We start from the raw sequence: 12,680 nt of genomic DNA on the forward strand, positions 1-12,680 counted from the left end.
TCGCCGGGGCCGCGCGGCGGGGCGCCCGGGGGCGCCCCCCCCCCCCACGGCCCGGTGGGAAAGGCGCGACGTGGAGCCGAGGGTGCGGGTGTCCGGCCTGGTGCAGGGGTACCGGGGGCGGCGGGTGATCGACGGGCTGGACCTGACGGTCGGTGAGGGCGTGCTGGGGCTGCTCGGCCCGAACGGGGCGGGGAAGAGCACCCTGCTGCGGACGCTCGCCACGGTCGCGCCGCCGCTCGGCGGGACGCTGGAGGTGTGCGGGAGACCGGTCGACTCGGAGAAGTCGGCCCGGGTGGCACGGCGGCGGATCGGCTTCCTGCCCCAGGACTTCGGGTACTTCCCCGGCTACACGGTGGAGGAGTTCGTCCGCTACTGCGCCTGGTTGCGCGAGGTGCCCGACGCGCGGGCCGTCGAGGCGAGCCGGAAGGCCGTCGAGGCGGTCGGGCTCGGCTCGCGGGCGCGGACCCGGATGAAGTCGCTGTCCGGCGGGATGCTCCGCCGGGCCGGGATCGCCGCCGCGCTGGTCGGCGACCCCGCGGTGGTGCTGCTGGACGAGCCCACGGTGGGCCTGGACCCGGCGCAGCGGCTGGAGTTCCGGGCCCTGGTCCGCTCGCTGAGCGGCACGGGCGCGGTGCTCAGCACCCACCTGGTGGAGGACGTCGCGGCGGTGTGCGACCGGGTCGCGGTGATGAACGACGGCCGCATCGTCTTCCAGGGCACACCCGAGGAGCTGGCCGCGTCGGCCCGCCCCGGCGACCCGGGTGACAGCCCGCTGGAGCGCGGCTACATGCGGGTCCTCGACGGCCGGCAGGCGGTGCGCCGATGAGCGGGGCCTACTGGGCGGAACTGCGCCGCTCGCCGCTGCGGTGGGTGTTCCCGGTGCTGGTGGCGGTGGTGCTGCTGGCGCTGTTCGGGCGCAGCACGTCCTGGATCGGGGTGTGGTCGCAGGCCAGCGCCGCGGCGCAGATCCCGGCGTTCTACCTCGGCCCGGCGATGGCGGGTGCGGCGGCCTGGTCGGCGGCCGCCAAGCGGCGTGCCGGGGTGGAGGTCGGCTTCGGCGCGGCCCGGCCGTGGTGGCGGATCGAGGCCGTCCGGGTGGCGGCGGTGCTGACGTACGGGCTGGTCGCCTACGCGGTGGGCGTGCTGGCGGCGGTCGTGGTGACCGCACGGGACGGCGGGCCGAGCTTCTGGTGGCCCGGCTACGTCCTGCTGGGCGCGGTGCTGATCACCGCCTGCACGGCGCTGGGGCACCTGGCGGGGCGTCGGGCCCGGTCGCTGTACGCGGTGCCGGTGGTGTGCACGCTGGGGTGCCTGGTGTTCCTCGGGCTGATCGGGTTCGTGCCGCAGGGCACGTCGCGGGGCGTCGGCCTCGCGGTCCTGACCGGTAATCCCGGCCTGACGGTCGCGGCCTGGCCGCTGCTTGTCCGGGCCGCGGCCGCGCTGTCGCTGGTCTGGCTGGCCGTGATCGCCGGACGGCAGCTGCGCGCCGAGGAGTACGGGCCGCAGTGGCGGCGCGTCCGGTCGTTCGGCACGGCCGGCGGGGTGCTGGCCCTGGCCGGGTCGCTGGTGCTGTGGGCGCTCGCCGGACCGCTCGTCGTCCAGCGGCCGGCACCCGCCGGCCCGCTGTGCACCGACGGGACGCCGAAGATCTGCGTGTGGCCGGAGAGCCGGCGCTTCCTGCCCGAGCTGCGGGAGATGGCCGGGCGGGCGGCGCAGCTTCCCGGCGGGCGGTTCCGGGTGGCGGCGCAGTTCACGGAGGAAGGGGTGGACGGGCAGCCGCTCGACCGCGGGACCGGCTTCGTCCTCCGGGAGGGGGAGACCTGGGAGGTGGCGACCGTGATGGCGCTGCGGACCGCCGAGGAGACGATCCCGATGAAGTGCCGACGGGCGGGCGCCGAGCAGTGGGAGCTGATCGCCTGGCTGACCGCCCGGATCGCCGGCCACGGCGTCCCGGCGAGCGTCCACGGCGGGCCGCCCGGCGTCGACCAGGAGGCGATCGGACGGCTGGTCGACCAGCCGGAGGACGCGCAGCTCGCCTGGGTGGACCAGCGGCTGCCGCGCGGCGGCGGCTGTGGCTGAGCACGTCCTGACGCTGTTCGCGCGCCCCCGCCGGGCCGGCCGGGCGGCGCTCGCCGCGGCGGGCCTGGCGGCTCTCCAGCTGTGGTTCGGCTCGCTCGCGATGTCGCTCCCCGGAGCGTCCGGTGACAGCACGCTCCAGCTCCGGATGGTGCTGGCCGCCGCCTGGGCGGCACTGGCGGTGGGATCGCTGCACAGCGGCATGGGCGGCTGGGAGGCGGCGGGCGGCCCCCGGGTGCGGCGGGCCGAGGGGGTGCAGCTGCTGGCCTGCGGGGCCGTGGCGGTGGGCCTGGCGGGCGGCGCGGAGCTGGTCGTCGTCGGCCCGTCGGGCGCCGCGGCCGTCGGGCGGGCCGTGCTGATCTGGTGGGGGCTCGCGGTGCTCTCCGGCAGGGCGCTGGGGCGCCAGCAGGCCTGGGTGCTGCCGATGGCGTCGATCTTCCCGCTGTCCTACCTGGGCTGGGACACGTCCGGCGCGGTGTACTGGTGGAACTGGCCGTGGGCGGCCCCGGGGGACCGGGCCTGCTGGGCGCTGGCGGCCGGCTCGCTCGCGGTGGGCGCGGCGGCCTGGTGGCTGACGCCGTGGCGGCTCCGGGCGCTGACCCGCCGCCGGTGAGCGCGGAGGGCCGGGCCCCGAACGGGGGTCGAACGGAGGCGGGCGAGGGGGTGGTCACGAGCACCCCTCCGGATGGTCTAAGCTTTTCCTCATCACCCAGATGCGCGGGTGGCGGAATAGGCAGACGCGCTGGATTCAGGTTCCAGTGCCCGAAAGGGCGTGGGGGTTCAACTCCCCCCTCGCGCACAAACCGGGACGGCCGGTCGATCTTCGGATCGACCGGCCGTTCTGTTGTCCCGGGAAGCGGGCGCGAGGGCCGGGCCTGGCGCGTTCCCGCACGTCCGAACCGGTGGAGACGCTCCCCCGATCGGGGGAGGGCGGCCGCCGGGACGCCGTGAATACTGGCGCACATGATCAAGGGATTGCGGCCGCTGTTTCGCAGGTCGACGTACACGGGTGTGCTCTTCGCGGTGCTCGGGGCGCTGGCGGCGCTTCCGCTGGCGATGGTGGCGCTCGGACTGACGCTGGGGCTGGACGGTCGGCCGGAGGCGGCCTGGCTGGGGCTGCCGGTGTGGGCGGTGCTGCTCGCGGCGGCCGGTCTGTCGCACCTGGTGCGGCGGGTGCTGGTGGCGGGGGCGCGGCGGCTGCTGGGCGTCGCGCTGCCCGCCCCGGTGAAGGGCGCCGCGGGGGAGCGGTGGCGGACGCCGGCGTTCGTGCTGGCACAGGTGGCGCTGGGCTGGACGGTGCTGATCGGCGGCAGCACGCTCGTGGTGATGGGGCTGGCCGTGCCGGGGCAGACGGCGGAGGGCTCGGCCCGGATCAGCCTCTTCGGCTGGGCCCGGGACGTCACGGGCGTCTGGAGCTGGGTGCTGGGGGCGCTCTGCCTGGCCCTCGCGGCGGTGCTGTTCGCGGCGGTGTCGGGTGCGCTGCGGTGGCTGGCGCCCCGGCTGCTCGGCCCCTCGCCGGCCGAGCGGCTCGCGATGGCCGCCGAGCGCGAGCGGCAGCTGGCCGAACGCAACCGGCTGGCCCACGAGTTGCACGACTCGATCGGGCACACGCTGACCGCCGCCACCATCCAGGCGGCCGTCGCGGGCGAGGTGCTGGCCGCCGACCCGGCGGCGGCGCGGGCCGCCATGCGCAGCATCGAGGAGTCGACCCGGGCCGCGCTGGAGGACCTCGACTACGTGCTCGGCGTACTGCGCGAGGAGCAGGCCGGCGCCGCGCCGGTGCGGACCCTCGCCGACCTGCCCGAGCTGATCGACCGGCTGCGGCACGCGGGCGCGGCCGTGGTGCCGCAGACCTCCGGTGACCTGACGCAGGTGCAGGGCACGCTCTCCAGGGCCGCGTACCGGATCGTCCAGGAGGGCCTGACCAACGCGCTGCGGCACGGCACGGGCGGGCCGATCGAGCTGCGGGTGGCGGCGGGGGCCGAGGAGTTGGAGCTGGCCGTGGTGAACGGGATGCGCGGCGGCGCGGCGGGGCCCGGGGCGAGCGGCTTCCCGACCTCCGGTCACGGCCTGCCCGGACTGGCCGAGCGGGTGCGGCTGCTGCACGGCGAGTTCGAGGCCGGCCCGGACGGCGAGGGACGGTGGCGGCTGGCCGTCCGGCTGCCGGTGCGGTGGTCGGCGTGAGCGGCCCCGGCGGCGACGTCACGCTCCTGATCGCCGACGACGACCCCATCACCCGCAGCGGCCTCGGCACCCTGCTGGGCGCCCAGCAGGGGATCGAGGTGGTCGGCCGGGCCGCCGACGGGATCGAGGCGGTCACCCAGGCCCGGATCCTGCGGCCGGACGTCGTGCTGATGGACGTGCGGATGCCGCGCCGCAACGGCATCGAGGCGACCCGCGAACTGCTGCGGGAGCACGACGACCCGCCCCGGGTCGTGGTGATCACCACCTTCGAGAACGACGGCTACGTCACCGCCGCGCTCAGCGCCGGCGCCAGCGGCTTCGTGCTCAAGCGGCTGCCCGTCCCGCAGATCGCCGAGGCGGTGCGGGTGGTGGCGGCCGGGGAGGCGGTGCTGTTCCCTGCCGCGCTGCGCCGGATGGTCGCGGCCCGGCCGCTGGACTCGGCCGAGGCGCTGCCCCGGGCGGGGCTGACCGGGCGGGAGGAGGGGGTGCTGCGGCTGATGGCGACCGGGCTGTCCAACCCGGAGATCGCCCAGTCGCTCGCGGTGAGCCTGGAGACGGTCAAGACCCACGTGGGGAACGTGCTGGCCAAGCTGGGCGCGCAGAACCGCACCCACGCGGTGGTGATCGCGTACGAGAGCGGGCTGGTGGTACCGGGGCTGCCGGGGGCGTAGCGGTGGGGCGTAGCGCCGGCGGCCGGGACCACGGCGAAGCGTGGGCCCCGCTGGTCTCGGCGGGTCCCACGCTTCGCCGCCGTCAGGCGGGCAGATGGGTGCGGGCGAACGCGATCGTCGCTCCGATCTGCCGGATCCGCTCGTCAGCGACGAGTGAGCCGTGTCCTGCGTCGTACCGGTACACCTCGTGCGGCTTGCCCAGCTCGGTGAGGCGGTCGACGTAGTTGTCGATCTGCCGGATGGGACAGCGGGGGTCGTTCTCCCCCGCGATCACCAGGACCGGCGCCTCGACCCGGTCCGCGTAGGTGAGCGGGGAGGACGCCCGGTACCGGTCGGGCACTTCCTCCGGGGACCCCCCGAACAGCGAGCGGTCGTACGCCCGCAGGGCCTCCATCTCGTCCTCGTACGCGGCGAAGTAGTCGGCGACGGGCATGGTGCTGATGCCGACGGCCCAGTTGCCCGGGTGGATGCCGAGCCCGAGCAGGGTGAGGTACCCGCCCCACGAACGGCCGCTCAGGACGAGGCGTTTGGGGTCGGCGAGGCCACTGGTGACGGCCCACTCGCGGACCGCCTCGATGTCCTCCAGCTCGGTGAGGCCGGGGCGGCCCTCGATGGCGTCCCGCCAACGGGAGCCGTAGCCGGTGGAGCCGCGGTAGTTCACCTGGACGACGGCGAAGCCGTGGTCGACCCACGCGGCGATCACGGGGTCGAAGGCGTCGTCGTCGTAGCCGATCGGGCCGCCGTGCACCTCGAAGACGCACGGGAGCGGTACGTCGGCGGCCTCCGGCCGGGACACCAGGGCGTGGACGCGGCCGCCGAGTCCGTCCACCCAGGCGTCGGTGACGGGGACGGACGGCGGGGCGGCCGGCCCGGGCGGGGCGAGGACGACGCCGCCGGAGGTCGACCGGACGACCGGCGGGTGCGCGGCGCTGGACCAGGCGAACTCGACGGTGCCGTCCGGGCGCGTTCCGGCGCCCCGGATGACGCCCTTCGGGGTGTCCAGGCGGGTGAGCCGCTCGGTGTCTCCGGGGTTCTCCCGGTCCAGCTCCAGCCGGTAGAGCTCGTCGCGGGCGTGGTGGGCGTGCCAGATCAGCAGCGCGGTGCCGTCCTGGTACCAGGCCGCGCTGACCTCGCCGGGCAGGTCGAGCCGGATCTCGTGCTGTTCGCCGGTGGCGGTGTCCCAGATCAGCGGCTCGGGCCTGCCGTGGCGTTCGTGCTCGACGAGCAGCCGGGAGTCGCCGGGGACAGGGGAGAACTCCATGCCGCCGAGGCCCTTGCCCGGGCCGTCCCAGATCCCGCCGAGTCCGCGGCCTTCGCCGTCCCACAGGTCGGCGACGACGTTGCCGTCCAGGTCGAGCACGCGGACGGCCTTGTGCCTGCTGTCGCCGTGCTCGCTGTGCCCGATCACGACGAGGGTCTCGTCGGCGGACAGCGCCCCCACATGGGCGTCGGAGGGGTGACGGTAGAGCACGCGGGGCTCGGCGCCGGGCCGGCTGACGTGGACGGAGGTCTCGCCGGTCACGGTGGTGCCGATGACGGCGAGGCCGTCCCCGCCGAGGGCGAGGCCCGCCCGGTAGGAGGGGCGCAGGCCGGGTACGGCGGGTTCGTCGTGGTTCCCGCCGAACGGCTGGCGCATCCAGATCCCGGACTCGTTGCCGTCGGTGTCGGCGAACCACCACACCGTGGATCCGGTCGGGTCGATGTGCCCCAGGGCGGTGCCGTTGGGGCGGTCGGTGAGCCGGCGGCGGGTGTCGCTCGCCCGGTCCCACTCGTACAGTTCCCAGGTGCCGGTGGCGTTGGACCGGTAGACGCAGTGGTCGGGCGCGTCGCGCGCCCAGCGGGGCACGGTCACGTGAGCGACCCGGATGCGCGCCTTCCAGCGGTCGTCGCCGACCGGGTCGACGTTCACGTCATCCACTGACGAGTCCTTCCTCGCTTCGGGAACCCGGCTGCTCGGTGCGCAGGAGCGCTCCGCGCAGCAGCAGGACGATGACGAGCAGTCCGCTGACCGCCGCCGCGCAGATCACGACGTGGGGGGCGAACAGCTCGGCGACGGCGCCGCCCGCGGCGAAGCCGAGGCCCTGCCAGAACATGAGCCCGGCCATCTGGAGGCTGAGCGTCCGGCCCCGCAGCTCGTCGGGCACGACCTGGAGCAGCAGCCGGTCCTGGCCGAGCTGGGTGCTGAACCCGAGGCCGCACACGAACAGCACGACGATGGCGGGCACCAGGCCCGGTCGGAGCGCGAACAGCAGCATGGGGGCGAACACCAGCAGCGCGGCCGGGCCGATCATGCGGATCTGCCGGTCCTTCGGGACCAGCCAGTTGGTGAGGACCTCACCGGTCATGGTGCCCAGCGGGATCGCGGTGAGCAGCAGCCCCGCCGCGGTCGTGCCCCCACCGAGACCGTCGGTGTACGGCACGGCCAGGGCTTCCGGAACGACCCCGAGGGCGGGGACCGCCCAGCCGAGGAACAGGATCCGTCGTACGGCCGGCACCTTCATCACGGCGCCGAGGCCGTTGAGGGAGTCCCGCAGCAGCGAGGTCGGGCGGGCGGCCCCGGAGTCGCGGTCGGGCACGCGCTTCCTGGTCCCGAAGCGGAGCAGGGCGGCCGAGAACAGGAAGCAGCCCGCGTTGACGAGGAGCATGACCCGTGGCGTGAACGCCGCCATGAGCAGACCGCCGACGGCGAACCCGCCCATCTGCGCGCCCTGGGCGACCAGTCGCATGAGGCTGCGCCCCGACACGTAGGCGTCGCCGGGGAGGACGTCCGGGAGGGTCGCGGCGCGGGCTCCGGAGAACACCGGCTCGATCAGGCCCAGGGTGAAGGCCAGGACCAGCACGGCCGCCACCGGGAGGCTGGAGGACAGCGAGATGGCGGTGACGAGTGTCGCGGAGAGCAGGTTGCAGCTGACCAGCAGACGCCGGGGCGGGAACCGGTCGATGAGCGCGGACAGCAGGGTGCCCGCGATGAGGTGCGGCGCCAGCACCAGGGTGAAGACCAGGGAGGACAGCAGCGCCGAGCCTGTCCGGGAGTACACGAGCACGGTCAGTGCGAAATTGGCGGTGACCACTCCCGCCATGGAGACGACATGCGCCGCGAAGATCGCCCGAAATTCCGGTACGGCGAGTGCGGTGCGATAACTGCTCATTTACTGGATTTCCAAGGGGAGTTCGGCGAGCGTGCGGACGGTGGCGAGCTTCTTGTGGACGGCGGCTCCGGCCGGCTTGAGAACGGATCCGCGTTCCACGAGGACCGTCAGCAATTCCCGCAGCAGCAGGTGCGCCAGCAGCGATCCGGTGCAGGCGTGGGCGCCGTAGCCGAAGGTGAGGTGGTGATTCGGCCACCGGTCGAGCCGGACCGTGTCGGGGTCGTCGAATTGCTCGGGGTCGCGATTGGCCGCGGCGAAGAGCATCAGCATTCCCTGGCCGCGCCGCACCTGCACGCCGTTGAATTCGACGTCCCGGACGGCGAGTCGCGTCGTCCCCTGAATGGGCGCCTCGTAGCGGAAGATTTCGTGCGGTGCCCGGTCGATCGCCTCGGGGCTGTCCAGTTGTTCGGCGAGGAGACCGGCATCCCGGGAAAGGATGTTCAGCGCGTTGCCGAGGGAGGCCGGGACGGCGGTGAATCCGTTGACGACGAGGGTGCGCAGCGAGTTCATCGCGATGTGGCGCGGGACACCGGCCGCCATGGCGTTGTCGACCAGGGTGCGGATGGGGTGGCCCGCGTCCATGTCGGTCACCCAGCCCTCGATCATGGCGGCCAGCTGGCGCTGCGCCGCGACGCCCGGCTCCCGGGCCGCCGGGTTGAGCCCGGAGTCCATGGCCTGGGTGATGGCCTCGGCCATCGGCCGGACGGTGGTGAGGTCGAAGGGAGGAACGCCGATGGCCTCGGGGATGAACCAGCGGGCCAGCGGTTCGGTGAGCTCGCTGATCGCGTCGAACGGGCCGGCCGGCAGCTCGTCGAGCATCGTCGCGATGTGGGCCCGGGTGCGGGCGCGGAGGCCGTCCGAGGCCATGTCGCGCAGCGATTCGGCGAGCACGCCGTAGATGGCGGTGTGGTCGGGCGGGTCGATGGTGTGGACGTCCAGGGCGGGCTCGGGGACGGTCTCGCCCGCTCGTCGCCAGTCGGCCGCGAAGTTCTCGTGGTCCAGCAGCACCTGGCGGCAGTGCTGGTACGAGGTGAGGACCCAGCTGTCGAGCGCCTGGTTCCAGACGGGTGCGCCGATCGACCGCAGGGCCGCGTACACCGGGTAGGGGTCGAGCAGGGTCTTCGGGTCGAGCGGATGGTACTCGGCTGCGGCGTCGGTGGTCATGGCTCTCGCTCTCGGCGGGTCGGTCTCGGCTGCGGGTCTCAGCGCTCGGTCTCGGCGGTCCGGAAGGTGACGGGCAACAGGTCCGGGTAGCGCAGGGTGGCGCGCGGCACCCGGACGGGCGGGCCGGCGAGCCGGGGGCGCGCGGGGGCGGCCAGCAGTCCCTGGACGAGTGCCCCGATGACGGTCCGGGCGAGGATCGCGCCCGAGCAGGCGTGCGGGCCCCAGCCCAGGGAGAGGTGCCGGTTGGGGCGCCTGTCGAGGAGCAGCTCGTTCGGGGCGGCGAACTGGTCGGGGTCGCGGTTGGCGCTGCCGAAGAGGGTCAGTACCAGGTCGCCGCGCCGCACGGTGACGTCCTCGATCTTGGTGGTCTCGACGCAGGCGCGGGTGGTGCCCTGGACCGGTCCGTCGTAGCGGAGGAGTTCGTCCACGCCGGAGTTCGACAGGGCGGGGTCGCGCAGCCCGTTCAGCGCGTCCGGGTGCTCGATGAGGGCGAGGGCCGCGTTGGCGGCCGCGCCGACGGTGGTGCTGAACCCGGCGAGGAAGAGCACGCGGACGTTGTTCCACACGGCGTCCTCGGTGATGCCCGCGGTGCCGGCCCGGTCGAGGACCTGGGTGAGGAGTCCCGGCGTGCGGGTGGCCGTGAACCACTCGACCATGAGCTCGTTGATCCGGGCGCGGGCCGCCATGGCGGGTTCGAGCACTTCGGGCAGCAGGCCCGCGTCCATACCGCGCACGAGCGCGTCGGACTGTTCGGCGAAGGCGGCCACCGGCGGGGGTTCGACGCCCAGCAGGCGGCAGACCGCGTTGAGCGCGACCGGGCGGGCGACCTCGGCGGTGAAGTCGAAGGACGGGGCGTCGGCCAGCCGCTCGAAGGCGGCCGTCGCGTCGTGGACGGCGAGGTCGCCGATCGCGTCGAGGTCCTGGTCGCGGAATGCGGTGGTGAACAGCCTGCGGACCGGCGTGTGGTCGGGGGGGTCGAGTTCCTGCATGCTCAGGGCCGCGGTGGGCGGCGCCTCGTGTCCGGCCCGGCGCCAGTCGCTGGCGAAGCCGTCCACGTCGCTGAGCACGTGGTGGCAGTCGGAATAGCGTGTCACGATCCACGAGCCGAGGCGCTCGCTCCAGAATATCGGAGCGCTTTCGCGAAGCCTGTCGTATACGGGATACGGGTCGGTCACCGTGGCTGTATCAAGTGGATCGTAATCAGGCACATTCCGTCCCGAGCGAGAGCGATGCGAGATCTGGCAGATTTCCGTAATGCGCGGGCCGGGGCGCTGGGGCCCCGGCCGGCGACTCATATACCTCAGTACGCGTAACGCATCGTGGCACCCCCTTGCCGTAGAGCGACACCCTTTATCGGCGGATGATCATTTCCGATATCGAGGCCGTCCGGCGGCTCCCCCGTCGGATGTTGACGAGTCTATTCAGCTTGGGTTCACAGGCAAGGGGGGGTGCGCGTGTCCGAATTGGTGGTTAGTTGATGTATCGGCAACTTTGATCAATAGATAAATTTGATCATATCGCAACAAGGTGGCATCGAAACGTGACCTAGGTCACGGGGTGATATGCCTCCTGTCGGGCAATTCACCACATGGTGCCCGCTTGCGGGATGTTCCCAGCGGCGGAACTCGGCGCGCACATTCGGACGAGGGAGTTCCGTGCGCACATTCGGACGAGAGAGTTCCAATTAATGAGTCCGATAGCCGCATCTGGTCGGCGCGGGGGATGGGCGTGAGGCCCCGCCGAGAATGATCGAAAACGGCGGGGCCCGATTCCTGCCCAGGTCGGCAGGGTGGTGCCGGGCATGGCGTCCGGACCGCCGTGGGCCGGGGCGCCGGACGGAGGGGGGCTTGGAGGTCCCCCGGGGGGCGGTTACGGCCTCGGGTCGATCGGGGTGAAGGTGCCGAGGCGGTCCTCGACGGCCTGGGCGGCGTCCAGGCAGAGGTCCTCGCGGAAGGCCCGGCCGACGAGCTGGACGCCGGTGGGCAGGCCGTCCGGGTCGAGGCCGGTGGGGACGGCGACGGCCGGGACACCGGCGAGGGTGCTCGCCGAGCAGAGCCGCATGGCCAGGGCGACCCGGTCGCGGCCCGCCTGGTCCCGCGACTCCAGGCGGGGTTCGACCGGCGGCTCGCCGAACACCGGGCCCAGCAGCAGCGGGTACCGGTGCAGGAACTCCGCCCAGGCGCGGCGGACGCCCATCCGGACGCTCAGCAGGTCCATCAGTCCGGGGGCGTCGGTGGCGGGCGGGGCGGCGCGCATCGTGAAGTCGATGTAGCGGTCGCCGCCCTCGCCCAGCAGCGGCCGGACGCTGGGCCAGCGCGGCGCGAACTCGGTGACGGGGAGGCGGTGGTAGGTCTCCAGCGCCTCGTCCAGCCGGGGGACGTCGGGGACCTCCCGGACGTCGTACCCGGCGTCGCTCAGCGCGTCGGCGGCCTCGGCGATGGCGCGGCGGACGGCGGGGTGGACGCCGTGGCCGCCCGGGTCGGCGACGACGGCGATCCTGATCGGGCCCTCCGGCGGCTCCCCGTACAGCGGGACGGGCACGGCGCGCGGGTCGCGCGGGTCGGTGCCGGCCAGGGTCTCGTAGGCGAGCCGCAGGTCGGCGACCGTACGGGCCAACGGGCCGTCGGTGACCAGGACCTGGGAGGCCGGGCCGGGGTCGTGCGGGCCGATCACGCGCTGGTCGGCGGGGAACCGGCCGGTGGTCGGGTTGAGGGCGGCGATCCCGCAGAAGGAGGCGGGGATGCGGACCGAGCCGCCGGAGTCGTTGCCGAGCGCGAGCGGGGCCATGCCGGCGGCGACGGCCACGCCGTCCCCGCCGCTGGTGCCGCCCGGGGTGCGGCGGGGGTCCCAGGGGTTGCGGGTGTCGCCGTACAGCTCGCTGCGGGTGTGCATCCCGGCGATGACCAGGGTCGGCAGGTTGCTGTGGCCGATCGGGATCGCCCCGGCCGCGCGCAGCCGGGCCACCGGGACGGCGTCGGCGGCGGCGACGTGGTCGCGGAAGTGCGGGGTGCCGAAGGTGGTGGGCACGCCGGCGATCGGGGTGCTCTCCTTCACGGTGAACGGCACGCCCGCGAGCGGGCCCAGCGGCTCGCCCGCGGCCCGGCGGCGGTCGGTGTCCCGGGCGGCCTCGCGGGCGCGGTCGGCGAGCAGCTGGGTGACGGCGTTCAGCTCGGGGTTGACCTCGGCGATCCGGTCCAGGTGGCTGTCCGTCACGTCCAGCGCCGACACCTCGCCGGCCCGCACGGCGGCGGCGAGTTCGGTGGCGGGCTTGCTCCACAGGGGCATGGGGGTCTCCTCCGGTCGGGGGCGCTGGGGGTGGGGACGGACCCCCCCCCACCCCCCCACCCCCCCCCCCGGCCGCGCCCCCCGGGGGCCCCACCGCGCCCGGGGCCCGACACCAAGCCCCCCCCCCCCCCCCCCCCCCCACCCCCCCCCC

Annotated in this window: 10 protein-coding genes and 1 tRNA gene; 6 read left to right on the forward strand and 5 right to left on the reverse strand. The window is 74.3% G+C overall.

From position 1 onward, the window contains the following. Nucleotides 1–70 precede the first annotated feature (70 nt). From ACFRMQ_RS19995 to ACFRMQ_RS20020, 6 genes are all read left to right on the forward strand, one after another. Complete coding sequence (locus tag ACFRMQ_RS19995; protein ID WP_380731820.1) at nucleotides 71–826, forward strand: ATP-binding cassette domain-containing protein; 756 nt, start codon at nucleotides 71–73, stop codon at nucleotides 824–826. Then, on the forward strand, nucleotides 823–2,079 hold the full coding sequence (locus ACFRMQ_RS20000) for an ABC transporter permease (protein ID WP_380731821.1): 1,257 nt from the start codon (nucleotides 823–825) through the stop codon (nucleotides 2,077–2,079). The genes ACFRMQ_RS19995 and ACFRMQ_RS20000 overlap by 4 nt, the downstream gene beginning before the upstream one ends. Continuing rightward, nucleotides 2,072–2,689 (forward strand): hypothetical protein, encoded by a 618-nt coding sequence (locus tag ACFRMQ_RS20005; protein ID WP_380731822.1) that lies wholly within the window; start codon nucleotides 2,072–2,074, stop codon nucleotides 2,687–2,689. The genes ACFRMQ_RS20000 and ACFRMQ_RS20005 overlap by 8 nt, the downstream gene beginning before the upstream one ends. A 102-nt stretch (nucleotides 2,690–2,791) precedes the next feature. Further along, nucleotides 2,792–2,875 (forward strand) — tRNA-Leu (locus ACFRMQ_RS20010). A gap of 164 nt (nucleotides 2,876–3,039) precedes the next feature. Continuing rightward, nucleotides 3,040–4,260, forward strand: coding sequence for a sensor histidine kinase (locus ACFRMQ_RS20015; protein WP_380731824.1), 1,221 nt, complete (start codon nucleotides 3,040–3,042; stop codon nucleotides 4,258–4,260). Continuing rightward, the gene (locus tag ACFRMQ_RS20020; RefSeq protein ID WP_380731825.1) at nucleotides 4,257–4,931 is read left to right on the forward strand and encodes a response regulator; all 675 of its coding nucleotides are present in this window, start codon (nucleotides 4,257–4,259) and stop codon (nucleotides 4,929–4,931) included. The genes ACFRMQ_RS20015 and ACFRMQ_RS20020 overlap by 4 nt, the downstream gene beginning before the upstream one ends. An 82-nt stretch (nucleotides 4,932–5,013) precedes the next feature. Here the strand turns inward: ACFRMQ_RS20020 and ACFRMQ_RS20025 are convergent, their stop codons facing one another. The 5 genes from ACFRMQ_RS20025 to ACFRMQ_RS20045 all read right to left on the reverse strand — a co-directional run bounded on the left by ACFRMQ_RS20025 (nucleotide 5,014) and on the right by ACFRMQ_RS20045 (nucleotide 12,529). Then, the gene (locus ACFRMQ_RS20025) at nucleotides 5,014–6,849 is read right to left on the reverse strand and encodes a prolyl oligopeptidase family serine peptidase (RefSeq protein WP_380731826.1); all 1,836 of its coding nucleotides are present in this window, start codon (nucleotides 6,847–6,849) and stop codon (nucleotides 5,014–5,016) included. Continuing rightward, nucleotides 6,842–8,080, reverse strand: coding sequence for an MFS transporter (locus ACFRMQ_RS20030; protein ID WP_380731828.1), 1,239 nt, complete (start codon nucleotides 8,078–8,080; stop codon nucleotides 6,842–6,844). Before ACFRMQ_RS20030 ends, ACFRMQ_RS20025 begins: the two co-directional genes overlap by 8 nt. Continuing rightward, on the reverse strand, nucleotides 8,081–9,244 hold the full coding sequence (locus ACFRMQ_RS20035) for a cytochrome P450 (RefSeq protein WP_380731829.1): 1,164 nt from the start codon (nucleotides 9,242–9,244) through the stop codon (nucleotides 8,081–8,083). Between the two features lie 38 nt (nucleotides 9,245–9,282). Continuing rightward, nucleotides 9,283–10,338: a cytochrome P450 gene (locus ACFRMQ_RS20040; protein WP_380731830.1), complete on the reverse strand. Its 1,056-nt coding sequence runs from the start codon at nucleotides 10,336–10,338 to the stop codon at nucleotides 9,283–9,285. Between the two features lie 775 nt (nucleotides 10,339–11,113). After that, nucleotides 11,114–12,529, reverse strand: coding sequence for an amidase (locus ACFRMQ_RS20045; protein ID WP_380731831.1), 1,416 nt, complete (start codon nucleotides 12,527–12,529; stop codon nucleotides 11,114–11,116). Nucleotides 12,530–12,680 lie beyond the last annotated feature (151 nt).

Source organism: Kitasatospora sp. NPDC056783, assembly GCF_042789895.1.
GTDB lineage: Bacteria > Actinomycetota > Actinomycetes > Streptomycetales > Streptomycetaceae > Kitasatospora.

What these genes read in the sequence shown, in the direction of transcription:
- ACFRMQ_RS20000 (WP_380731821.1), top strand. Translation starts at nt 823, where the DNA reads ATGAGCGGGGCCTACTGGGCGGAACTGCGCCGCTCGCCGCTGCGGTGG.
- ACFRMQ_RS20015 (WP_380731824.1), top strand. Translation starts at nt 3,040, where the DNA reads ATGATCAAGGGATTGCGGCCGCTGTTTCGCAGGTCGACGTACACGGGT.
- ACFRMQ_RS20030 (WP_380731828.1), bottom strand. Translation starts at nt 8,080, where the DNA reads ATGAGCAGTTATCGCACCGCACTCGCCGTACCGGAATTTCGGGCGATC.
- ACFRMQ_RS20035 (WP_380731829.1), bottom strand. Translation starts at nt 9,244, where the DNA reads ATGACCACCGACGCCGCAGCCGAGTACCATCCGCTCGACCCGAAGACC.
- ACFRMQ_RS20045 (WP_380731831.1), bottom strand. Translation starts at nt 12,529, where the DNA reads ATGCCCCTGTGGAGCAAGCCCGCCACCGAACTCGCCGCCGCCGTGCGG.